Here is a 22,435-nt window from a genome sequence, read left to right on the forward strand (position 1 = left end):
GTCGCATGGACGGCTGGCCGTTCTGTTGTCGGCCGCGGCGGGCGGGGGCCTCAGTCGCCGCCGTGTTCCAGCCCCAGTTCCTGGATCTTGCGCGTCAGCGTGTTGCGGCCCCAGCCCAGCAGGTTGGCCGCTTCCACCTTGCGCCCGCCGGTGTGGGCGAGGCCGCTCCGGATGCAGGTGCTTTCGAAGCGGGCGGTGAGGTCGTCGATGATGCCGGATTCGCCCGCGGCCAACCTTTGCGCCACCTCGCGCGCCAGCAGCATGGTCCAGTCGCCCGCAAGCGTCGGCAGCACGCCGCTGCCGTCGGCGGCGGGCGGCAGCTCGATGGCGCCGCCACTGCCGGCGATCAGCTCGGGGCGGAATTCCGGTGGCAGGTCCTGCATCTCCACCGACTGCCCCGGCGCCATCACCGTGATCCACTGGCACAGGTTTTCCAGCTGGCGCACGTTGCCGGGGAAGGCGTAGTGCTGCACCAGCGCCATCGCCGCCTCGGACAGCCGCTTCGGCTCCACGCCAAGGTTGGCCGCACTGCGCGCGAGGAAGTGGCGCACCAGCAGCGGGATGTCCTCGCTGCGCTCGCGCAGCGGCGGCAGGCGCAGGCGGATCACGTTCAGGCGGTGGAACAGGTCCTCGCGGAACTTGCCCTGCTTGACGTGTTCTTCCAGATTCTGGTGGGTGGCCGCGATCACCCGCACATTGGCCTTGATCGGGGTGTGGCCGCCGACGCGGTAGAAGTGGCCGTCGGACAGCACGCGCAGCAAGCGGGTCTGCAGCTCGGTCGGCATGTCGCCGATCTCGTCCAGGAACAGGGTGCCGCCCTCGGCTTCCTCGAAGCGGCCGCGGCGGGTGCCCAGCGCGCCGGTGAAGGCGCCTTTCTCGTGGCCGAACAGCTCGGACTCCAGCAGGTCCTTCGGAATCGCCGCGGTGTTGAGCGCGATGAAGGGCTTGTTGGCGCGCACCGAGTGGCGGTGCAGCGCCTCGGCGACGCGCTCCTTGCCGGTGCCGGATTCGCCGGTGATCAGCACCGTGACGCTGGATTGCGACAGGCGGCCGATGGCGCGGAACACGTCCTGCATCGCCGGTGCCTGGCCCAGCAGCGCCGGCATCGCCTCGGCGTCCTCGCTGGCCGCCTCGCTGCTGCGGCTTTCCGCCAGCGCGCGTTCGATCAGCGCCACCGCCTGGTCGACGTCGAAGGGCTTGGGCAGGTACTCGAAGGCGCCGCCCTGGAAGGCCGCCACCGCCGAGTCGAGATCGGAGTGCGCGGTCATGATGATGACCGGCAGCGCCGGGTGTTCCTGCTTCACCTTGCCGAGGAATTTTAGGCCGTCGGTGCCCGGCATGCGGATGTCGCTGATGATCACGCTGGGGGTGGCATCGTACAGCGCGTTGAGCGCGTCGTCCGCGCTGGAGAAGCTCTGGTAGGCGATACCGCCGCGCGCCAGCGATTTTTCCAGTACCCAGCGAATCGCCTTGTCGTCGTCAATGATCCAGACCGCTTGCGTCATGCTTGTTCGCCTTGAAGTAGTTTTATTGGTCCGGGCCGAAGGGCATCAGTACCGTAAAGCAGGTGTTGCCCGGACGGGATTCGAATTCGATGGTGCCGCCGTGCTGGTGCACGAAGGTCTGCGCCAGCGTCAGGCCCAGGCCGGTGCCCTCGGCGCGGCCGGTGACCAGCGGGTAGAACACGTGGTCGCGGATGTCGTCGGGAATGCCGGGGCCGTTGTCGATGACTTGCAATTTCAGTGCCAGGTTGTGGCGCTTGCGGGCGAGGGTGACCTGGCGCGCGACGCGGGTGCGCAGGATGATCTCGCCGCTGCCCTTCATCGCTTGCACCGCGTTCTTGGCGATGTTGAGCACCACCTGGATCAGCTGCTCCTTGTCGGCGGCCAGCATTGGCAGGCTGACGTCGTAGTCGCGGCGCACCGTCAGCCCCTGCGGGTACTCGGCCAGCAGGATGCTGCGCACCCGCTCCAGCACCTCGTGGATGTTGACGTCGCTGGCGATGTGGCGGCGGTGCGGCGCCAGCAGGCGGTCGACCAGGTGCTGCAGCCGCAGCGCCTCCTCGCGGATCACGCCGGTGTACTCCAGCAGCTCCGGGCGGTCGGCGATCTCGTGCTCCAGCAGCTGCGCCGCGCCGCGGATGCCGCCGAGCGGGTTCTTGATCTCGTGCGCCAGGTTGCGGATCAGCTCGCGGTTGGCCTGCTGCTGCAACAGCAGGCGCTCCTCGTTGGCGATGCGCAGCTGCTGGTCGATCGGGCGCAGCTCGACCAGCGCCAGGCGCGGCGGGCTATCGATCGGGGTCACGGTGAGGCCGATGTGCAGCGGGATGTCGCCTTCCGGCACCAGCTCCAGATCGTGCTCGATATAGCTGCCGGCATGATCCAGCGCCATCTGCACCGCGTTCTTCAGTGCGCGCGCGTCATGGAACAGCGCGTACAGCGAGTGCTTCTGCAGCTCCTTGCGGCCAACCTTGAGCAGGCTTTCGCAGGCCGGGTTGGCGAACAGCAGCTGGCCGTTGCGCTCGACGATCATCACCGGCGTTTCCAGCAACTCCAGGCCGGCGTACTGCTGCGGATAGTTTTGGGGTGTCATGGTGGGCATTCCACATTGCTTGTACCGGCTTTAGCAAGAAACAAGCCCGGCTGGGTGCGGTCTGGCGACCGCAATGCGGAGTAGTTTGCCCTGTTTTGGTGCGTTCGTGTCGCTTTGGTGCTAGTTGCCGCCGCCGGCGTTGCCCAGTTCCTGCTTCAGCGCCGCGATATTGCGTTCGCGGTCGGTGACGGCGTCGCGCAGGCGCTGCAATTGGGCAGGCGGGGTGCCGGCTTTCTTGCCGGCGTCCTGCAGGCTTTGCCGCGCCTCGCCCAGCGCGCGCTGCTCGTTGTCGAGCTCGGTCTGCAGGATGCGGCGGCGGCCCTCGTCGCGCTGCCGCTGGGTGCCGCTGTCGACCGAGGGAATGTGCGCCGGGGCGGCGGCGCTGGCCGGACGCGGCTTGCTGGCGCGGGGCGCCGCCGGTGGCGTCTCGTCGGCGGCGGGGGTGACCAGCACCGCGCGCGCACCGCGCATCGGCACGTTGGTGAAGGTGACGTGGCCGTCCTTGTCGACGTGTTTGTAGATGGTGGCGGCGCTGGCCGCGGTGGCAGCGCTGCACAGCAGCAGGGAGGCGAGAAGCGGGCGCAGCATGGCGTTACCAGGGAAGAACGGACCAGCGCCGATGATAGTGAAAGTCACGCGCCGCGTCAGCGTGGCGGCCGATTAAATTGTCGCCGGCTGCGGGGGCGATTCGTTGCCAAGGTCTGCGGCCAACGTTGGTCGCAATGAAAAACCCGCAGCGCCGGTGGCGCTGCGGGTCGGTGAGGCAGGTTCCGGGCGGTGCCGGAACGCGCGTCGGTTTACAGCGAGTAGTACATCGCGAATTCCACCGGGTGGGTGGTCATGCGGGTCAGGTTCACTTCCTTCATCTTCAGCTCGATGTAGGCGTCGATCCACTCGTTGGAGAACACACCGCCACGGGTCAGGAACTCGCGGTCGGCGTCCAGTGCGGCCAGCGCTTCATCCAGCGACGCGCACACGGTCGGGATCAGCTTGTCTTCTTCCGGCGGCAGGTCGTACAGGTTCTTGTCGGCGGCATCGCCCGGGTGGATCTTGTTCTGGATACCGTCCAGGCCCGCCATCATCAGCGCGGCGAAGCACAGGTACGGGTTGGCCAGCGGATCCGGGAAGCGTGCCTCGATACGACGGCCTTTCGGGTTGGCCACGTGCGGGATGCGGATCGAGGCGGAACGGTTCTTGGCGGAGTAGGCCAGTTTCACCGGGGCTTCGTAGTGCGGAACCAGACGCTTGTAGGAGTTGGTGCCCGGGTTGGTGATCGCGTTCAGTGCCTTGGCGTGCTTGATGATACCGCCGATGTAGTACAGGGCGATGTCGGACAGGCCGGCGTAGCCGTCACCGGCGAACAGGTTCTTGCCGTCTTTCCAGATCGACTGGTGCACGTGCATGCCGGAACCGTTGTCGCCAACGATAGGCTTGGGCATGAAGGTGGCGGTCTTGCCGTAGCTGTGCGCCACGTTGTGGACCACGTACTTCAGGATCTGGGTCCAGTCGGCGCGCTGGGTCAGGGTGCTGAACTTGGTGCCGATTTCGTTCTGGCCGGCGGTGGCCACTTCGTGGTGGTGAACTTCGACCGGTACGCCCAGCTCTTCCAGCAGCAGCACCATGGCCGAGCGGATGTCTTGCGAGGAGTCAACCGGCGGTACCGGGAAGTAGCCGCCCTTCACGCCCGGACGGTGGCCGGTGTTGCCGCCTTCGAATTCTTCGGCGGAAGCCCAGGCCGCTTCTTCGGCCTTGATCTTCACGAAGCAGCCGGACATGTCGGTGCCCCAGGTGATGCTGTCGAAGATGAAGAATTCCGGTTCCGGACCGAAGTAGGCGGTGTCACCGATGCCGGAGGCCTTCAGGTAGGCTTCGGCACGCTTGGCCACCGAACGCGGGCAGCGGTCGTAGCCCTTGCCGTCGGCCGGGTCGATCACGTCGCAGGACATGAAGACGGTCGGCTCGTCGAAGAACGGGTCGATCTTGGCGGTAGCAGGGTCTGCCATCAGCAGCATGTCGGAGGCCTGGATGCCTTTCCAGCCGGCGATGGAGGAGCCGTCGAACGCGTGGCCGTTCTCGAACCATGCGTCGGCATCGTCCAGCAGCACGTGAGCAGGAATGGTCACGTGTTGTTCTTTACCCATTGTGTCGGTAAAGCGCAGGTCGACAAATTTTACGTCGTTTTCGGTGATGAGCTTGACTACGTCTGCAACCGCCATGGTGATCTCCTAAATGAGCTAGCTAAGTGCATCGATCTGGATGGCACAAATTTATGTACCGGGGTAAAAGCATGAAGCGTGCCAGCCGCGAGCGGGCGTGGGAATGCCCATTCTGCCACATTTGCCGGCACCTGCTGCGCCGTGTTTGCACGACTGTGGTGCCATTATTGTGCAAATAGCACCAATCTGGTGCCTGGTGGTGGGCGTGCCCGCTTTTGGCGCGCCTTTCCGGCCGCTGCCGCGGGATGACAGTCGCTGAACACTGCATTACTGTAAGGGTCTGATCATTATTGGCACGTGACACAAGGAGCTTCCCCATGACCGTAGAAACCATTTTGGCAACAGCGCAGGCGCGCGGCAGTGAACTGGGGCTGACCTACAGCGGGGCGCTGACGCCGCCGGAGGCGTGGGCGGTGCGCCAGTCGCTGCCGCAGGCGGTGATCGTGGACGTGCGCAGCGCGGCGGAGTGGCAGTTTGTCGGCGTGATTCCGGAGGCGGTGCGCGTCGAGCTGCGGACCTATCCCGGCATGGTGCCGAACGCCGCCTTTGTCGAGCAGCTGCAGCAGCAGGTTAGCAAGGACAAGGCGGTGCTGTTCATCTGCCGCTCCGGCGCGCGCTCGGACGAGGCGGCAAGGTTGGCCGCAGAGGCAGGTTATGCCGAGGTTTACAATATTCTGGAAGGTTTCGAGGGTGATCGCGACGCCGAGCAGCATCGCGGCCGCGTCAATGGCTGGAAGGCGCACGGCCTGCCGTGGATTCAGGGTTGAGCCACGGCTTGCAGTTTCCGGCCTGACAAGGCAAAGTGTGTTTTTGGTCGAGCGGCTGCCACCGGCTTTGCCTTATTCCTATTGAAAGATGTGAATCATGACTGATCGTTACGCCGTGATCGGCAATCCCATATCGCACAGCCAGTCGCCGTTCATTCATGCCGAGTTCGCCCAGGCCACCGGGCAGGACATGAACTACGAAAAGCTGTTTGCCGAGCTCGGCCAGTTCGCGCCGGTGGTGCAGACCTTCTTCGCCAATGGCGGCAAGGGCCTCAACGTGACGCTGCCGTTCAAGGGCGACGCCTTCCGCTTTGCCGACGAGGTGAGTGAGGCGGCGCGTCTGGCCGAGGCGGTCAACACCCTGACGCTGCGCGACGGCAAGATCTACGGCGACAACACCGACGGTACCGGCCTGGTGCGCGACATCGTCGACAACCTCGACGTGCCGGTTGCCGGCCAGCGCGTGCTGCTGCTGGGTGCCGGTGGCGCGGTGCGCGGCGTGCTGCAGCCCTTGCTGGCGCAGCAGCCGCAGGCGCTGACCATCGCCAACCGCACCGTGATCAAGGCGGAATCGCTGGCCTACCAGTTCCGCGCGCTGGGCGACATCGAGGCGGTCGGCTACGACGCGCTGCAGGGACGCCAGTTCGACATCGTCATCAACGGCACCTCGACCAGCCTGTCCAACGAGCTGCCTCCGATCCCGGCCGGCATCTTCAGCAGCCGCTCGCTGGCCTACGACATGGTGTACAGCCGCGGCCTGACCCCGTTCCTGCGCCGCGCGCAGTCCGAGAATGCCGGCATGCTGGCCGACGGCCTCGGCATGCTGGTGGAGCAGGCGGCGGAGTCGTTCCGCATCTGGCGCGGCATCCAGCCGGCCACGCGCAAGGTGACCAATATGCTGCGCGAGGTCCTGGCCTGAGTCATGCGCTGGTTCCTTAAGATCGGAGCGGTCGTCCTGACCGCTCTTTTTTTGTACTACCTGTGGATCTTCGGCCATATCGTCTACTGGCGACACGCCAACCCGTCGAGCAGCTCCTTCATGGACGCGCAGCTGGCGCGGCTGCAGGAGGATGATCCAGATGCCGAGCTGCGTCACCGCTGGGTGGCGTACGACCGCATCTCCGGCAACCTGAAACGGGCGGTGATCGCGGCCGAGGACGCCAGGTTCGTCGACCACGAGGGCTTCGACTGGGAGGGCATCGAGGTCGCCTTCGAGAAGAACCTGAAGCAGGGGCGCATCGTCGCCGGCGGCTCCACCATCAGCCAGCAGCTGGCGAAGAACCTATTCCTGTCCAGCAAGAAGACCCCGTGGCGCAAGATAGATGAGGCCTTCATCACGGTGATGCTGGAGGCGGTGCTCGACAAGCGCCGCATCCTGGAAATCTACCTCAACGTGATCGAGTGGGGCGACGGCGTGTTCGGCGCCGAGGCCGCCGCGCGCCACTACTACCGCACCTCCGCCGCCCGGCTGTCGGGCGGACAGGCGGCCAAGCTGGCGGCGATGGTGCCCAACCCGCGCTACTACGACACCCACCGCAATGCCCCGGGCCTGGCCCGCAAGACCCGCATCATCCAGCGCCGCATGTCGCAGGCGCTCGCTCCCTGAGCCGCTGGCAGCCGGCCGTCGCGGTGGCTGGCTGTCACATTCGCGTGCTACAATTTCGGCCTCTTTCGTGATCGCTGCGATACGCGCAGCTGAAACGCATGGACTTACCCAGTTATCTCATAACCACCACTACCTTTTTGGCTAGTCAATAACCCCGCCTGTTACCGGATTGCACTCACTCCGCCACAGGCGGCAGGAGACGTGCATGACGGTTATCGACAAAAAACAACCAACCGATCGTCTGCAGGATAACCTCAGCCAGGTTCAGCGCCTCATCGAGCGCCAGCGACTGGTCGAGGACCTCGTGCATCGCCAGGACATGCCCAAGCATGATCTGGTGGAGTCGCTCGTCCACAAGCAGAACCTGGTCGAGCTGGAACACAAGCTCGAATCGCTGCACCCGGCGGATATCGCCTACATCCTCGAAGCCCTGCCGCTGGACGACCGCCTGCTGGTGTGGGATCTGGTCGACAGCGAGGATGAAGGCGAAATCCTGCTGGAAGTGTCAGACGCGGTACGCGAATCGCTGATCGAGTCGATGGAGCAGCACGAGCTGGTGGCCGCCGCCGAACAGCTCGACGCCGACGACCTTGCCGACCTCGCGCCGGACCTGCCGCGCCAGGTGGTGTACGAGGTGATGGGCGGCCTCGACGAAGAAGAGCGCCAGCAGCTGCAATCGGCACTATCCTATGAAGAGGGACAGGTCGGCGCGCTGATGGACTACGAGCTGGTCAAGATCCGCCCGGACGTCAGCTGCGAAGTGGTGTTGCGCTACCTGCGCCGTTTCGACGAGCTGCCGAGCCAGACCGACAAGATCTTCGTGGTCGACGAGGACGGCGTGCTCAAGGGCGTGCTGCCGGTGCGCCGCCTGCTGGTGAGCGATCCGGAACGGCTGGTGGAGGAGGTGATGGCGACCGAGGTGGTCAGCTTCCATCCCGACGAGGACGCCGCCGATGCCGCGCTGGCGTTCGAGCGCTACGACCTGGTGACCGCGCCGGTGGTCGACGAGCACGGCGTGCTGATCGGCCGCCTCACCGTCGACGAGATGGTGGACGTGATCCGCGAGGAGTCGGAAACCGAGGCACTGAACCTCGCCGGCCTGAAGGAAGAGGAAGACCTGTTCGCGCCGGTGATCGACTCGGTGAAAAACCGCTGGGCGTGGCTGGCGATCAACCTGTGCACCGCCTTTATCGCCAGCCGCGTGATCGGTGCCTTCGAAGGCTCGATCGAGAAGCTGGTGGCGCTGGCGGCGCTGATGCCCATCGTGGCCGGCATCGGCGGCAACTCCGGCAACCAGACCATCACCATGATCGTGCGGGCGCTGGCGATGGGGCAGCTGCAGCCGGGGCAGGCGCAGCGCCTGTGGCGCAAGGAGCTGGGCGTCAGCGTGATCAACGGCCTGGTGTGGGGCTCGGCGCTGGGCGTGCTGGCGTGGCTGCTGTACGGCAGTTTCTCGCTGGGGCTGGTGATGCTGGCGGCCACCACCCTCAACCTGATGCTGGCGGCGTCGATGGGGGTGCTGATCCCGACCATGATGGAGCGTTTCGGCAAGGATCCGGCGGTCGGCTCCAGCGTGCTGATCACCGCCTGTACCGATTCCGGCGGCTTTTTCATTTTTCTCGGCCTCGCCAGCCTGTTCCTGCTCTAGACGATGAAGACGATCAACGAGGCCTTGCGCCATTTCGAACTGCCCCGCCTGGAGGCGCGGCTGCTGCTGTCGGCGGTGACCGGTTTCAGCCACGCCGAGCTGGTGTCGTTCGCCCCCGACGAGCTGACCTTGCAGCAGTGGAAGGCGTTTGCCGCGCTGGCGCAGCGGCGGCTGGCCGGCGAGCCGGTGGCCTACCTGCTGGGCGAGCGCGAGTTCTACGGTCGCCCGTTCCGCGTCAGCCCCGCGGTGCTGATCCCGCGCCCGGAAACCGAACACCTGGTCGACGCGGCGCTCGACAAGGTTGGCCGCAACCGTCGCGCACGGGTGGTCGATCTCGGTACCGGCAGTGGCGCCATCGCGGTGACGCTGGCACTGGAGGCGCCGCAGTGGCAAGTCAGTGCCGTGGACCTGTCCGCGGAGGCGCTGGCGGTGGCGCAGCACAATGCGGCCAACCTTGGCGCCAAGGTCGGTTTTTACCTGGGCAGCTGGCTGGCGCCACTGCCGGCAGGTGAGGTATTCGATGCCATCGTCAGCAATCCGCCCTATATCGACGCGCAGGATCACCATCTGGACGAGGGCGACGTCCGCTTCGAGCCGCGCATGGCGCTGACCGACGGCAACGACGGCCTGGACTGCCTGCGCGAGATCGCGGCGCAGGCGCCGGCAAGGTTGGCCGCCGGTGGCTGGCTGCTGGTGGAGCATGGCTACGACCAGGGTGCGGCCTGTCGCGCGCTGTTTACCGCGGCCGGGCTGCAGCAGGTGGCGACGCTGCCGGATCTGGCCGGCAACGACCGCGTGACACTGGGCTGCCGCGCGTGAGCCGCGGCTTTATTGCCGCGTGCGCACTGCTGGCGTTGCTGCTACTGCTGAGCAGCGGCAACCAGGCGCTGTTCTTGTCGTTGCACCACGCCGGCGCGGTGTTGCCGCCGGCCTTGTGGCGCCTGCTCAGCATGCTCGGCGAGTGGTCGCTGGTGATCGCCGCCTTGCTGCTGCTGGCGCAGTGCCGACCGCAGCGCTTGCCGTCGCTGGTCGTGGCGGTGCTGCTCGGCATCGGCAGCGCCATCCTGTTCAAGGCGGCGTTCGCCGTGCCGCGTCCGTTCCTGGTGCTGCCGGCGGGCAGCGTGCAGTTGCTGGATGTGCTGCCGGCCAACGGCGCCTTTCCCTCCGGCCACGCCATCGCCGGCGCGCTGCTGGCCGGGGTGCTGGCACAGGGGCGACGCTGGTGGTGGCAGGCGGGGCTGATGGGGCTGGTAGTGCTGGTGTGCTGGTCGCGTATCGCCATCGGCGTGCACTGGCCGCTGGATGTGCTGGTCGGTGCCGCACTGGGCTGGGCCATCGCGCTGTTTTGTGTGGGACGACAGTGGCCGGCCTGGCCGCCTTCATGGACGCCACCGCTGCTGCGCGCTCTGGCGCTGCTACTGCTGCTGTATAGTGGCTGGAAATTGTGGCGGTCGCCGCCGAACGAGGCCTATGTGCTGTTCAACCTGCTGACCTTGCTGGCCGCGCTGCAGTTGCTGCGACCAAAGAAAAACGGGGCCTGAGCCCCGTTTTGTCGTGCCGGCCGGCTACGGCTTAGTGGTGGTGACCGTGTTCGCCGTGGGCGTGGCCGTGGGCCATTTCTTCTTCCGTCGCCGGGCGCACTTCGGCCACGGTGGCAACGAAACGGATGGTCAGACCGGCCAGCGGGTGGTTGCCGTCCAGGACTGCCTTGCCGTCGGCCACGTCGGTGACGCGGAACAGGATCACGTCGCCGGTTTCCGGATCATCGGCTTCGAACATCATGCCGACTTCGACTTCTTCCGGCAGCACGTCCAGCGGCTCGACACGAACCAGCTCTTCTTCCGGTTCGCCAAACGCGTCGTCAGGTGTCATGGTGACGGTGATGGATTCGCCCACGTTCTTGCCGTGCAGCGCTTCTTCCACCATCGGGAAAATGCCATCGTAGCCGCCATGCAGGTAGGCGATCGGCTCTTCCGTCTTGTCGAGCAGGTTGTTGTCAGCGTCGTACATTTCGTAGTGGATGGTGACAACGGAGTTTTTGACGATTTGCATGTGGCGGTACCGTAAAGATAAAGAATGATAACGATGTTTGACCCAGCGCCGGGCGCTGCCGGCATGAGGGGTCATAATCGGCATCCCCTATTGTAAACCATTGCCAGATGGCACAACGAGATTCTGACATGAAAGCGATTGATCTGTTGGGCGGCATGACCGCCGAAACCTTTTTGCAGGACTACTGGCACAAGAAGCCGCTGCTGATCCGCGGCGCGCTGACCGATGTCGGGGCGCCGGTCGATCTGGCGTGGCTGACCGAGCTGTCGCGCAGCGAGGATGTCGAGTCGCGGCTGATCGAGTTCAAGCAGGGTAAGTGGTCGCTGGAGCGCGGCCCGTTCCGTCCCGGCCGCCTGCGCCGCCTGCCGGAGAGCGACTGGACCATTCTGGTGCAGAACGTCAACCATCACCTGCCACACATTGCCGACATCCTGTGGCGTTTCGATTTCATGCCTTATGCACGGCTGGACGACCTGATGATCAGCTATGCCCCGCCCGGCGGCACCGTCGGCCCGCATTTCGATTCCTACGACGTGTTCCTGCTGCAGGTCGGCGGTCGCAAGCGCTGGCAGATCTCCTCGCAGCAGGACGAAGCCTTCATCGAGGACGCCCCGATCAAGGTACTGAAGGACTTCCGCATGGAAGAGGAGTTCGTGCTGGAGCACGGCGACATGCTGTACCTGCCGCCGCGCTACGCCCATTACGGCGTGGCGCTGGAGCCGGGCATGACTTACTCGATCGGCTTCAGGGCACCGTCCGCGCAGGAACTGGCGACCGAATTCCTGGTTTACCTGCAAGACAGAATTTGTATCGAGGGCAGATATGCCGACCCAGGGCTGCGCCCGCCGCAGGAGCCGGCACGGCTGGACGACAGCATGGTGGATCAGGTTGGCCGCATCCTGTCGCAGATCAGTTGGGATCGCCACACGGTGACCGATTTTCTCGGTCATTACCTGACGGAGCCGAAGCCGCACGTGTTTTACGAGGCACCGGAGGAGGAGCTGGACGAGGAGGAGTTCACGGCGGCGGTGGCCGCAACAGGGGTGGCGCTGGATCTGAAAACCCTGATTCTTTACGCTGATGACATGCTGTACTGCAACGGAGAGGCGTTGTCGGTGTCGGCGGACGATGTCGCGGCCTGGCAACAGTTGGCCAACCGGCGCCGTTTGTCCCCGCAGCAGCTGTCGCCGTCGATGATGCCTTTATTATTAGAGGGTTACCTTGCGGGCTGGTGGCAGCCGGCCGCTGCAAACTGAAAAAGGACATTGTCTACAATGTTGCGGAGGGCGGATCGGGTGCGTATATTGTTTTGACCCTAAATTGTTGTGTTGTTGCATTGCCGCAGAATCCTGTTCGATATTCGCAATAAATTATTGTTTACCCCCTTTTCAGCAAATTTTTTCATGCTACAATTCGCGCACTGATTAAATCTGCACTACTTCCTCATCACACTTTTCTTGCTTGAGAAAGTAGTTGTTTAAACGTCTTGTTCAACACTCGCTTTCAAAGGTATTTACAAATGAAACAGTCGCTCCTCGTTGCTGCTCTGCTGGCCGTTGCTCTGTCCGCTTGCGGCAAAAAAGAAGAGGCTCCGGTTGAAGCTTCCGCTCCAGCTGTTGAAGCTTCCGCTCCTGAAGTTGTTGAAGCTTCCGCTCCTGCAGTTGACGCTTCCGCTGCTGACGCTTCGGCTCCAGCTGCTTCCGCTGCTCAGTAATTCTGAGTTGGCAAGAAAAACCGGCGCTAGCGCCGGTTTTTTTACGCCTGTCGCCGCTGCCATGTGGCGGACAGGCAAGCAAAAAGCCCGCAATCGCGGGCTTTTTGCTTGCCGGGTGTCGGCGCTTACTGCAGTTCGTTGAGCAGTTTCTGCTGCAGCGTCTGCAGCTGCTTGGCCGACAGCGGTGTGCCCTGGCTGTTGCGGATGCTGATCCGGGTGCCGGCATCGCTCGGCTTCAGTTCGATGCGCAACTGCTCGCGCATCGGCTCGGCCGCTTTTTCCTTGTCCTGCCAGAAGGCCAGCGAGGACCAGATGCCGCCGCTGCTGTTCTCGGTCGCCTTCAGCGCTTCGTCCTGCACCGGGCTGACGAAGTAGACGCCCATCGAACGGTCGCGGTCGACGATGGCCAGGCCCTGGCGTTCCAGTGCCAGGCCGACGCGGCGCCAGCTGCGCTCGAAACTGTCGGCCAGAACGATGTCGCCGCCTTCGCTGCGCACCTTGCTGCTGGCGGCCGGATTGGCGGTGGCTTCCAGCTTGCGGGCATTCTGCGCGACGGTGGCTTCATCCACACCAAGGCGGACCAGGAAGCGCGACAGGAACACCGCTTCCAGTTCCGGGTCGGCCGGGCGCGGCTGCCAGCGGGTGGCATCCTTCGCTTCGTTGATGTAGATCTCGTACATGCCGCGATGAGTGAAGAACACGTCGGTGCCGGTGGCGGACTGCTCGACGCGGATGCGGAAGCGGTCACGCTCCGGGGTGGATAGCACCGAGCCCAGGCCGATGTTTTCCAGCAGGTTGCGTACCGGGTCGCGGCCCAGCTTGGCGCGGTTTTCCGCCCAGTCGGTTTCCATCAGGCCGACGTCCGGCTCCTCGGTCTGGATCACGAAGCCGTTATCCTGCCAGAAGGCCTTCAGCAGCGGCCAGACTTGTGCCGGGCTCTTGCCTTCCACGCTGATCCAGCGCTGGCTGCCGGCGCGTTCGATCTGCGCCTTGGCTTTCTGGTCGGCGCTGACCACCACGTTGGCCGCAACCTTGTTGTTGAGGGCGACCTCGGCGGGAGCGGTGCTGCTGCCGTTGCTGTTGACCACCGGCAGCGGGTAACGGTCTTGCTGTTGCGGTGCGCTCAGGTCCGGCGGAACCTCCAGCGAGCGTTTGGCCGCCGGGGCGTCTGACTTGTAGGCGATGGCGCTGTCCGGGCCGCTGCTGGCGCAGCCGGAGATCAGTGCCGAGGAGACGACACCGGTGAGCAGGGCTTTTTTCATCATGGCATTCACGGCTTACAGCACCTCTGCTTGTTGCATCGCTTGTTCGACGAGTGACGAGCTGGCGGCGGTGAGCGGCGTCAGCGGCAAACGCAGGCCGGCCGGCATCAGGCCGAGGCGGTGCATTGCCCATTTTGCCGGGATCGGGTTCGGCTCGGCGAACAGGAACTTGTGCAGGCCTTGCAGCTTGTCGTTGATGCGGCGCGCTTCGGCGGCGTTGCCGGCGATGGCGGCTTGGCACATGGCGCTCATCAGCTTGGGGGCGACGTTGGAGGTGACCGAGATCACGCCGTGGCCGCCGCAGAGCATGAAGGCCATGCCGGTCGGATCGTCGCCGGAGTAGAGGCCGAAGCCTTGTGGTACGCGCTTGATCAGGTCGCAGGCGCGGCCGATGTCGCCGGTGGCGTCCTTCAGGCCGACGATGTTGTCGACTTCGCTCAGGCGCAGCACGGTGTCGTTGCTCATGTCGGCCACGGTACGGCCCGGCACGTTGTACAGGATGACCGGCAGTTCCACCGCTTCGGCGATCTTGCGGAAGTGCTGGTAGATGCCTTCCTGGGTCGGCTTGTTGTAGTAGGGCACGACCGACAGCGAATGGCTGGCGCCGGCCTGCTTGGCGAGGGCGGCCAGTTCGATGGCCTCGCTGGTGGAGTTGCCACCCGTGCCGGCGATGACGGTGATGCGGCCGGCGGCGTGTTGGGCCACAGCCGCCACGACCTTGATGTGTTCTTCCACGCCCAGGGTGGCGGATTCGCCTGTGGTACCCACGGCCACGATGCCGTCGGTACCGTTATCGATGTGGAAATCTACGAGACGTTTCAGCGATTCAAAATCGACCTGGCCGTCCTCGAACATCGGGGTGACCAGCGCAACGAGGCTACCGGTAAGCATAAGATCTGCCTATTCTGGTTAAGGGTTTAAATGGTGTTCGATTGTAGCGGAATTCCGGAGCAGCTGCGAAAGCAAAGATGTACCGGCGGCAACACCCTGATTGCAGAGGGTGTTTGTGGTAAAATGCCGGGTTTTCCGGTACATGCAGTGACTGGCTGAGGAATGATCGAGTGATTACGACAAGCAACATTACCATGCAGTTCGGCGCCAAGCCGCTTTTCGAAAAGGTTTCCGTCAAGTTCGGTGAAGGTAACCGTTATGGCCTGATCGGTGCCAACGGTTCCGGCAAATCGACTTTCATGAAAATTCTCGGGGGCGACCTCGAGCAAACCAGCGGCGAAGTGGCCATCGAGAACGGCCTGCGCCTGGGTAAGTTGCGCCAGGACCAGTTCGGTTACGAAGACCAGCGCGTGATCGACGTGGTGATGATGGGCCACACCGAGATGTGGGCGGCGATGAGCGAGCGCGATGCCATCTACGCCAATCTGGAAGCCACCGAAGACGACTACATGCACGCGGCCGAGCTGGAGGCCAAGTTTGCCGAGTACGACGGTTATACCGCCGAGGCACGCGCCGGCGAACTGCTGATGGGGGTGGGCATTCCGGTGGAGCAGCACTTCGGCCCGATGAGCGAAGTGGCCCCCGGCTGGAAACTGCGCGTGCTGCTGGCACAGGCGCTGTTCTCCAATCCGGACATCCTGCTGCTGGACGAACCGACCAACAACCTGGACATCAACACCATCCGCTGGTTGGAGCACGTGCTGAACGAGCGCAACTCCACCATGATCATCATCTCGCACGACCGTCACTTCCTGAACTCGGTCTGCACCCACATGGCGGATCTGGACTACAACACCATCCGTATCTACCCGGGTAACTACGATGACTACATGCTGGCGTCCACCCAGGCGCGCGAACGTCAGCTCAGCTCCAATGCCAAGGCCAAGGAACGCATCCAGGAACTGCAGGAATTTGCCGCCCGCTTCTCCGCCAACAAGTCCAAGGCCCGCCAGGCGACTTCGCGCCTGAAGCAGGTCGACAAGCTGAAGTCGGAAATGGTGGAGGTCAAGCCGTCCAGCCGCCAGAGTCCGTTCATCCGCTTCGAGATGGACGAGCGCTTCAAGCTGCACCGTCAGGCGGTGGAAGTACAGTCGCTGAGCAAGGCCTACGACAACAAGGTGCTGTTCAAGGACATGAGCTTCATCCTGGAGGCTGGTGCCCGCCTCGCCATCATCGGCCCCAACGGCGCCGGTAAGACCTCGCTGGTGAAAATGCTGGCCGGTGCCTTCGATCCGGTACTGGCGGAAGGCCTGACCCCGGATCACGGCATGGTGAAATGGGCGGAGAAGGCGCAGATCGGCTACTTTGCCCAGGATCACGAGGCCGAGTTCGACAGCGACCGCACGCTGACGGAGTGGATGCGCGAGTGGGGCCAGGAAGGCGACGACGAGCAGGTGATCCGCGGCACCCTCGGCCGCCTGCTGTTCGGCGGCAACGATGTGGAAAAGGCGGTGCGCGTGCTGTCCGGTGGCGAGAAGGGCCGCATGCTGTACGGCAAGCTGCTGCTGCAGAAGCCGAACGTGATGATCATGGACGAACCGACCAACCACATGGACATGGAGTCGATCGAAGCCCTGAACATGGCGCTGGAAAAGTACAAGGGCACGCTGATCTTCGTATCGCACGACCGCCAGTTCGTCAGCTCGCTGGCCACCCAGATCCTGGAACTGGACGGCAAGGGCGGTTACGACTACTACACCGGCGATTACGAGGAATACCTGTCCAGCAAGGGCCTGGAGTAATCCCCGACAAACCCATACAAAACAGGCAGCTGCGGCTGCCTGTTTTTTTGTGTGCAGGTTGGCCGCAACAGCCCTTGCCGCCCACGTCAGCTTCTTAGAGCGATTGCTTTACGTTGGCGACAGCCTTGCGCTATATTGCAGCGCAAGATGTTGTGCGCTGCAAAACAGGATGCCGCAGTGCAATGTCAAAGCCATAACATAAAGACAGAGAAAAACAGGGACTTGAATCTCGAAGGTCGGTGGTGGAGGAATATCCGTTCGACAATCGGGTTGCCTGCAACCTAGCAAAGGAAAAATCATGCGCTTGAAAGGGAAAGTCTCCATCATCACCGGTGGTGCCAGTGGTATCGGTAAGGCTACTGCAGAGAAATTCGTCAAGGAAGGCGCCATCGTCGCGGTTTGCGACATCAATATGGATGCCGTCAATGCCGTGGTGGCCGAGCTGAAAGCGCTGGGTGGCGAAGCCGTCGGCTATCAGGTGGACGTGACCAACAAGGCGCAGATCGCCGACATGGTTGGCGCGCTGAAGGCCCAGTTCGGCCGCATCGACGTGCTGGTCAACAACGCCGGCATCGTGATGGATGCACAGCTGATCAAGATGAGCGAAGACCAGTTCGACAAGGTGATCGACATCAACCTGAAGGGCGTTTACAACTGTACCAAGGCCGTGGTCGACACCATGATCGAGCAGGGTGCCGGTGTGATCCTCAACGCGTCCTCGGTCGTCGGCGTGTACGGCAACTTCGGCCAGACCAACTACGCCGCCTCCAAGTTCGGCGTGATCGGTTTCGTGAAGACCTGGGCCAAGGAACTGGGCAAGAAGGGCATTCGCGCCAACGCGGTGTGCCCGGGCTTCGTGGCCACTCCGATCCTGAAATCGATGCCGGAAAAGGTGATCCAGGCGATGGAGGACAAGGTGCCGATGAAGCGCATGGCACAACCGGAAGAGATCGCCAATGTGTACGCGTGGCTGGCTTCCGACGAGGCCAGCTACATCAACGGCGCCGCCATCGAGGTGACCGGCGGCCTGACGCTGTAAGCCGTCCGCTGCGGCGATTTGCCGCTCGTAAAAAAAAGGTTGGCCGCAATTGCGGCCAACCTTTTTTCATGCCTATTGCCAGATCACGGGCAGTGGCTCAGGCCTCGTGCTCCAGCATGGTGACGCCGTTCAGGCCGGAGCAGAACACCGCCTGCTGCAGCGTGTGGATCGCCTGCTTGCGGAAAAACTGCTTGCGGGTGACCAGCAGCACGCGCCGCTGCGGTACCGGCGCGGCAAACGGGATGATGGACAGCAGCCCTTCGTCCGCCGCCGACACCGAGGTCTGCGGCAGCACGGTGACGCCCATGCCGCTGGCCACCATGTGGCGGATGGTGTTGAGCGAGCTGCCCTGCAGCGACGCGGCCAGACCGTTGTTCTGGTGCTGGCGGCTGGCCACCTCGCTGCAGGCCTGCAGCACGTGGTCGCGGAAGCAGTTGCCCTGCGACAGCAGCAGCACGCTTTCGCTGGCCAGATCGGAAGAACGCACCGCGTCGCGCTTCTCCCATGGGTGGCCCTTGGGCGTGGCGACGACGAATTCCTCGTCGTACAGCGGCACCGCCACCGTGCCCGGCTCGTCGAACGGGTCGGCGACGATGATGGCGTCGACTTCACCGCGCTTGAGCATCTCGGCCAGACGTGCGGTGTAGTTTTCTTCCAGGATCAGCGGCATTTCCGGCGCCAGGATGCGCAGCGCCGGGATCAGCTTCGGCAGCAGGTAGGGGCTGATGGTGAAGATCACGCCCAGCTTCAGCGGCCCGGCCAGCTCGTTCTGGTGTTCGCCGGCCAGGCGCTTCACCGTTTCTGCCTCTTCCAGCACCCGCTGCGACTGTTCGATGATGCGTTCGCCGATTTCGGTGACGCTCACCTCCTGGCCGCCGCGCTCGAACAGGGTGACGCCCAGCTCGTCTTCCAGTTTCTTGATCGCGATCGACAGCGTCGGCTGGCTGACGAAGCAGCTCTGGGCCGCCCGCCCGAAGTGGCGCTCGCGCGCCACCGCGACGATATAACGCAGTTCGGTCAGAGTCATGGTGTCAGCGCTGGTGTTCCGGCAGGACGATGTTCACTTCCAGCACCTCGAAGTTGTCCTGGCGCTCCAGGTGCACCTTGATGTCGTCCTGGTTGACCGCCACGTACTTGGAGATCACTTCCATCAGCTCGCGCTGCAGCGCCGGCAGGTAGTCCGGCGCGCCGGTCTTGCCGTCACGCTCGTGCGCCAGGATGATCTGCAGGCGTTCGCGGGCGATGGAGGCCGTTTTCTGGCGCTTGCCAAAAATCATATCGATCAGGGACATGGCTAGCCTCCAAACAGTCGTTTCAGGAAGCCGATTTTTTCCGCTTCCACGAAGCGCATCGGACGGTCCTCGCCAAGGAAGCGGGCCACCACGTCGCCGTAAGCCTCGGCGGCGTCGGAGCCCTTGATGTGGATCGCCGGGGTGCCGGAGTTGGAGGCCTGCAGGATGGCCTGCGACTCCGGGATCACGCCGATCAGCGGAATGCGCAGGATTTCCTTCACGTCCTCCACCGACAGCATCTCGCCCTTGTCGACGCGGGCCGGCGAGTAGCGGGTGATCAGCAGGTGTTCCTTCACCGGCTCGCGGCCTTCTTCGGCGCGGCGCGATTTCGACGACAGGATGCCGAGAATGCGGTCGGAGTCGCGCACCGAGGACACTTCCGGGTTGGTGACCACGATGGCCTCGTCGGCAAAGTACAGCGACATCAGCGCACCTTTTTCGATGCCGGCCGGCGAATCGCAGACGATGAACTCGAAGCCCATCTCGTCCAGGTTCTTCAGCACCGCTTCCACGCCTTCGCGGCTGAGCGAGTCCTTGTCGCGGGTCTGCGACGCCGGCATCACGTACAGGTTGTCGCAGTGCTTGTCCTTGATCAGCGCCTGGTTGAGGCTGGCCTCGCCATTGATCACGTTGATCAGGTCGTACACCACGCGGCGTTCGCAGCCCATGATCAGGTCCAGGTTGCGCAGGCCGACGTCGAAGTCGATCACGGCGGTCTTGTGGCCGCGCAGGGCGAGGCCGGATGCAAAGCTGGCGCTGGTGGTGGTTTTGCCGACACCACCCTTGCCGGAGGTCACAACGATGATTTTTGCCACGATATCGATCCTTGGAATAACGATGCTGGTTACTTGTCGAGCGGGATCATGACCACGCGCTCTTGTTCGAGATAAATCTGGGTCGGCTTGCCCTTGATGCTCTGCGGCAAGTCCTGTTCGATGGTGCGGTACACGCCGGCGATGGAAACCAGTTCGGCCTCCATGCTCTTGACGAAGATGCGCGCCGCGGTGTTGCCGCGGGCGCCGGCCAGTGCCCGGCCGCGCAGCGGCGCGTAGACATGGATGCTGCCGTCGGCGATCAGTTCCGCCCCGGCGCTGACCATCTCCAGCACCACCAGATCACCGCCCTTGGCGTAGATCTGCTGTCCGGCGCGCACCGGGCGGTCGATGATCATGGTCGGCGTCGGCAGGCTGCTGTCCGCGACGGGCGCCGTCACGGCCGGTGCGCTGACACTGTCCGCGCTGCTCTTGCCGCCACTGCTACCGCTGATGAAGGGCAGGCCGAGGCGGTGGGCGAGGGCGGCGTACTGCGCGTCGCGGTGGCGGACGGCGGCGATGCGCAGACCGTGTTGCTGCAGCATGGCGCAGACCGGGGCCAGGGTGTCGCCATCCGGTGCCGGCAGCTGCTCGATGTCCAGCACGAACGGCTCGGGTTCGTGGCTGTTGAAGCGTTGCTGGATGGCGGCTTGCAGGGCGGGCAGGTCGGTGCTGCGCAGCACGATGGCCAGCAGGTCAAGACTGGCGGATTTGATGTCGAAAAGGTTGGCCGCAGAACTCATTGGATTTTATCGCCGGATGGATAGATTTATTTTATGGCTGGAGTGTATCGCTTTGTCCTGAGCCTTTCAATCAAAGGCTGGTGTCATTGCCGGTGCCGAAGATCTCCGTGGCCGGTGCGCCGCGGCGACGCCTGAAGACGGTGCGCGCCGACGCACACGACTGTCACCGGCCGGACACACGCCTGCAATGCAAGGCCGTCATGCTGAATGTGTTTGCTGTTGTAAAAATAGCGACTTAGCGATGTTGCGGCGCAACAAAAAAATTGACATTGATGCGGTGCAACACAATAATGCAGCTTGTTGCGATGCGGCAACGACGAGTTTCAAAACGATATTGCTGCTGAGTGTTTCATTTTTCGAAAAGGATTAACCATGTTTACTACTGCACAAGAGTTTTCCGCTTTCGGTCAGTCGCAGTTCGACAAAGCCGTCCGTCTTTCCGGCATCCTGCTGGCCAGCGCCGAGCGCCTGGCTACCCTGCAGCTGGAAATGTCGCGCAAGTTGCTGGCCGAGAACGCCCAGACGCTGAAGCAGCTGTCGGCGATCAAGGACCCGAAAGCGCTGGCCGAATTCCAGAGCAGCCTGACCCAGCCTAGCCTGGACAAGGCCTTCGCCGCGGCGCGTGAAGTCTACGATGCCACGCTGGCCACCCAGACCGAGCTGACCTCCTTCGTGGAAGAGCAGGTTGCCGAAACCAACAAGAACGTCCTGGACGTGATCGACCGTCTGGCGAAAAACGCGCCGACCGGTTCCGACGCTGCGGTACAGGCGCTGAAGAACATCGTGACTTCCAGCAACGCGGCCTTCGAAAGCGCCGCCAAGACCGCCAAGAAAGTCGGTTCCGAGTTTGCCGAAGCCAGTGTTGAAGCAGCCGAAACCTCGGCCAAGGCGGCCAGCGCTGCGGTCAGCCGCACCCGCAAGGCGACGCCGTCCGCTTCTGCCTGATCGACACGCATCATTCTGTTTGAACGAAACCTCCCGCACGGGAGGTTTTTTCGTTTCTGCCTTGTTCGTTTCCGCCTTTTTTCGGGCCGCCGCCGGCAACACTATGCCGCGCTTGACGTGCATCAAAGCACGATTGCCACTACCGGCTATGCTCCCGGTATGAGATGAACGGCACCGGCAAGCGGCGCCGTTGATCTGAGTTTGCCTGCGGCGAGCAAGCAAGGTACCGGATCAGGGATGGTTTGGTGCAGGCAGGCAAACGACGCTTTTCCTCTTGATGTGTGTGTTTGGGGTACGGTGGTGGGCCGTACCCCCTTTTTTTGTCTGCCACAAGCCCGTGCCGCTTCGCGCGGGCTTTTTGCATTGCGGCCAACGTTGGCCGCAACGCCATCGCTGCGGTCGCGGTTTCCTTGCCTCCGCCGCGGCGGGTACTCGTCCTGCACTTCTGCCGCCGTCCCGATTCCTCCGTGTGCTGCACTGCAAAGCCGGCTGCTGTTGCCGGATCCGGCTAGTTCGCAAAATCTGAACAAGACATTCAGTTTACTTCGCTATTAATTGAATTAGACCAGTCGTATAGTTACATCATTGCTTCTATGGTCATCGCCGGGACAGGCTGACCTGAAGCCCGTCGTCACTAGCACCACAAAATAGCTGTACAAATTATTCGAATCAAATGCTGAAACAATCAAAGCTACCAATTTAAATAAAAGGATATCGATCATGAAAAAGCTGCTAATTACCTCTATCGCTGTTGTGCTGGCTAGTGTTGTTGCTCCGGTTTACGCTGCCCCTGCTGCTGTGCAGCAGCAAGATGTAGAGATGACTGCGAAACGTGATGGCGGCGATGCTCCATACATGATTGCCGGTCGAGAAGGCGGCGATGCGCCGTACATGGTGGCCCGTCGTGAAGGCGGCGACGCACCGTACATGGTGGCCCGTCGAGAAGGCGGCGATGCGCCGTACATGGTGGCCCGTCGTGAAGGCGGCGACGCACCGTACATGGTGGCCCGTCGTGAAGGCGGCGATGCGCCGTACATGGTGGCCCGTCGTGAAG

23 protein-coding genes are annotated in these 22,435 nt (G+C 63.4%); 12 read left to right on the top strand and 11 right to left on the bottom strand.

What is annotated here, in order from left to right:
• Positions 1 to 50: 50 nt before the first annotated feature.
• The 4 genes from ntrC to glnA form a co-directional block, all read right to left on the bottom strand.
• Positions 51 to 1,505 (bottom strand): nitrogen regulation protein NR(I), encoded by a 1,455-nt coding sequence (gene ntrC / locus IE100_RS15890; protein WP_189375540.1) that lies wholly within the window; start codon positions 1,503 to 1,505, stop codon positions 51 to 53.
• Positions 1,506 to 1,527: 22 nt separating this feature from the next.
• Complete coding sequence (glnL, locus tag IE100_RS15895) at positions 1,528 to 2,592, bottom strand: nitrogen regulation protein NR(II) (protein ID WP_189375542.1); 1,065 nt, start codon at positions 2,590 to 2,592, stop codon at positions 1,528 to 1,530.
• A 120-nt stretch (positions 2,593 to 2,712) separates the two neighbouring features.
• A complete protein-coding gene (locus IE100_RS15900) occupies positions 2,713 to 3,180 on the bottom strand; it encodes a DUF4124 domain-containing protein (protein WP_189375543.1) in 468 nt (155 codons plus the stop codon).
• Between the two features lie 209 nt (positions 3,181 to 3,389).
• The gene (gene glnA / locus IE100_RS15905; RefSeq protein ID WP_047966240.1) at positions 3,390 to 4,808 is read right to left on the bottom strand and encodes a type I glutamate--ammonia ligase; all 1,419 of its coding nucleotides are present in this window, start codon (positions 4,806 to 4,808) and stop codon (positions 3,390 to 3,392) included.
• 317 nt (positions 4,809 to 5,125) lie between these two features.
• On the opposite strand from glnA, the gene IE100_RS15910 reads away from it, so the two are divergent.
• The 6 genes from IE100_RS15910 to IE100_RS15935 all read left to right on the top strand — a co-directional run bounded on the left by IE100_RS15910 (position 5,126) and on the right by IE100_RS15935 (position 10,370).
• Positions 5,126 to 5,575 (top strand): rhodanese-like domain-containing protein, encoded by a 450-nt coding sequence (locus IE100_RS15910; RefSeq protein ID WP_189375546.1) that lies wholly within the window; start codon positions 5,126 to 5,128, stop codon positions 5,573 to 5,575.
• A gap of 97 nt (positions 5,576 to 5,672) precedes the next feature.
• A complete protein-coding gene (gene aroE, locus IE100_RS15915; RefSeq protein ID WP_189375548.1) occupies positions 5,673 to 6,494 on the top strand; it encodes a shikimate dehydrogenase in 822 nt (273 codons plus the stop codon).
• Positions 6,495 to 6,497: 3 nt separating this feature from the next.
• The gene (gene mtgA / locus IE100_RS15920; protein ID WP_189375550.1) at positions 6,498 to 7,181 is read left to right on the top strand and encodes a monofunctional biosynthetic peptidoglycan transglycosylase; all 684 of its coding nucleotides are present in this window, start codon (positions 6,498 to 6,500) and stop codon (positions 7,179 to 7,181) included.
• Positions 7,182 to 7,386: 205 nt separating this feature from the next.
• A complete protein-coding gene (gene mgtE / locus IE100_RS15925; RefSeq protein WP_189375552.1) occupies positions 7,387 to 8,829 on the top strand; it encodes a magnesium transporter in 1,443 nt (480 codons plus the stop codon).
• 3 nt (positions 8,830 to 8,832) lie between these two features.
• Complete coding sequence (gene prmC / locus IE100_RS15930; protein WP_189375553.1) at positions 8,833 to 9,648, top strand: peptide chain release factor N(5)-glutamine methyltransferase; 816 nt, start codon at positions 8,833 to 8,835, stop codon at positions 9,646 to 9,648.
• Positions 9,645 to 10,370 carry a phosphatase PAP2 family protein gene (locus tag IE100_RS15935; RefSeq protein WP_189375555.1) on the top strand — a complete coding sequence of 242 codons (726 nt, stop codon included), beginning with the start codon at positions 9,645 to 9,647 and terminating at the stop codon, positions 10,368 to 10,370. Before prmC ends, IE100_RS15935 begins: the two co-directional genes overlap by 4 nt.
• 31 nt (positions 10,371 to 10,401) lie before the next feature.
• Here IE100_RS15935 and IE100_RS15940 read toward each other — a convergent pair whose 3' ends face one another.
• Positions 10,402 to 10,881: an FKBP-type peptidyl-prolyl cis-trans isomerase gene (locus IE100_RS15940; protein ID WP_189375556.1), complete on the bottom strand. Its 480-nt coding sequence runs from the start codon at positions 10,879 to 10,881 to the stop codon at positions 10,402 to 10,404.
• 128 nt (positions 10,882 to 11,009) lie between these two features.
• Here IE100_RS15940 and IE100_RS15945 point away from each other — a divergent pair, with 128 nt between their 5' ends.
• Both IE100_RS15945 and IE100_RS15950 read left to right on the top strand, forming a co-directional pair.
• On the top strand, positions 11,010 to 12,137 hold the full coding sequence (locus IE100_RS15945; RefSeq protein ID WP_189375558.1) for a cupin domain-containing protein: 1,128 nt from the start codon (positions 11,010 to 11,012) through the stop codon (positions 12,135 to 12,137).
• A 263-nt stretch (positions 12,138 to 12,400) separates the two neighbouring features.
• Positions 12,401 to 12,595 (top strand): hypothetical protein, encoded by a 195-nt coding sequence (locus IE100_RS15950; RefSeq protein WP_082133648.1) that lies wholly within the window; start codon positions 12,401 to 12,403, stop codon positions 12,593 to 12,595.
• A 125-nt stretch (positions 12,596 to 12,720) separates the two neighbouring features.
• Here the strand turns inward: IE100_RS15950 and bamC are convergent, their stop codons facing one another.
• Both bamC and dapA read right to left on the bottom strand, forming a co-directional pair.
• Entirely contained in the window at positions 12,721 to 13,860 is a 1,140-nt protein-coding gene (gene bamC, locus IE100_RS15955) for an NlpB/DapX family lipoprotein (RefSeq protein WP_229800421.1), read from the bottom strand.
• A gap of 12 nt (positions 13,861 to 13,872) precedes the next feature.
• Positions 13,873 to 14,748, bottom strand: coding sequence for a 4-hydroxy-tetrahydrodipicolinate synthase (gene dapA, locus IE100_RS15960; RefSeq protein ID WP_189375560.1), 876 nt, complete (start codon positions 14,746 to 14,748; stop codon positions 13,873 to 13,875).
• A 170-nt stretch (positions 14,749 to 14,918) separates the two neighbouring features.
• Here dapA and IE100_RS15965 point away from each other — a divergent pair, with 170 nt between their 5' ends.
• The gene (locus IE100_RS15965; RefSeq protein ID WP_189375562.1) at positions 14,919 to 16,550 is read left to right on the top strand and encodes an ABC-F family ATPase; all 1,632 of its coding nucleotides are present in this window, start codon (positions 14,919 to 14,921) and stop codon (positions 16,548 to 16,550) included.
• A gap of 298 nt (positions 16,551 to 16,848) precedes the next feature.
• Positions 16,849 to 17,589, top strand: a complete 741-nt coding sequence (fabG, locus tag IE100_RS15970; RefSeq protein WP_189375564.1) for a 3-oxoacyl-ACP reductase FabG — start codon at positions 16,849 to 16,851, stop codon at positions 17,587 to 17,589.
• Positions 17,590 to 17,686: 97 nt separating this feature from the next.
• Here fabG and IE100_RS15975 read toward each other — a convergent pair whose 3' ends face one another.
• The 4 genes from IE100_RS15975 to minC are packed head-to-tail and all read right to left on the bottom strand — an operon-like array spanning position 17,687 to position 20,436.
• Positions 17,687 to 18,616, bottom strand: coding sequence for a LysR substrate-binding domain-containing protein (locus IE100_RS15975; protein ID WP_189375566.1), 930 nt, complete (start codon positions 18,614 to 18,616; stop codon positions 17,687 to 17,689).
• Positions 18,617 to 18,620: 4 nt separating this feature from the next.
• Complete coding sequence (minE, locus tag IE100_RS15980; protein ID WP_047966227.1) at positions 18,621 to 18,881, bottom strand: cell division topological specificity factor MinE; 261 nt, start codon at positions 18,879 to 18,881, stop codon at positions 18,621 to 18,623.
• Positions 18,882 to 18,883: 2 nt separating this feature from the next.
• Positions 18,884 to 19,696 carry a septum site-determining protein MinD gene (minD, locus tag IE100_RS15985; RefSeq protein ID WP_189375568.1) on the bottom strand — a complete coding sequence of 271 codons (813 nt, stop codon included), beginning with the start codon at positions 19,694 to 19,696 and terminating at the stop codon, positions 18,884 to 18,886.
• 29 nt (positions 19,697 to 19,725) lie between these two features.
• The gene (minC, locus tag IE100_RS15990) at positions 19,726 to 20,436 is read right to left on the bottom strand and encodes a septum site-determining protein MinC (protein ID WP_189375570.1); all 711 of its coding nucleotides are present in this window, start codon (positions 20,434 to 20,436) and stop codon (positions 19,726 to 19,728) included.
• Positions 20,437 to 20,808: 372 nt separating this feature from the next.
• Here minC and IE100_RS15995 point away from each other — a divergent pair, with 372 nt between their 5' ends.
• Both IE100_RS15995 and IE100_RS16000 read left to right on the top strand, forming a co-directional pair.
• Positions 20,809 to 21,381 carry a phasin family protein gene (locus IE100_RS15995; protein ID WP_189375572.1) on the top strand — a complete coding sequence of 191 codons (573 nt, stop codon included), beginning with the start codon at positions 20,809 to 20,811 and terminating at the stop codon, positions 21,379 to 21,381.
• Positions 21,382 to 22,101: 720 nt separating this feature from the next.
• Positions 22,102 to 22,435 (top strand): hypothetical protein (locus IE100_RS16000; RefSeq protein ID WP_229800422.1); only part of this gene is annotated, 334 nt, incomplete at its 3' end.

The organism is Vogesella alkaliphila, from assembly GCF_014652475.1.
Lineage (GTDB): Bacteria > Pseudomonadota > Gammaproteobacteria > Burkholderiales > Chromobacteriaceae > Vogesella > Vogesella alkaliphila.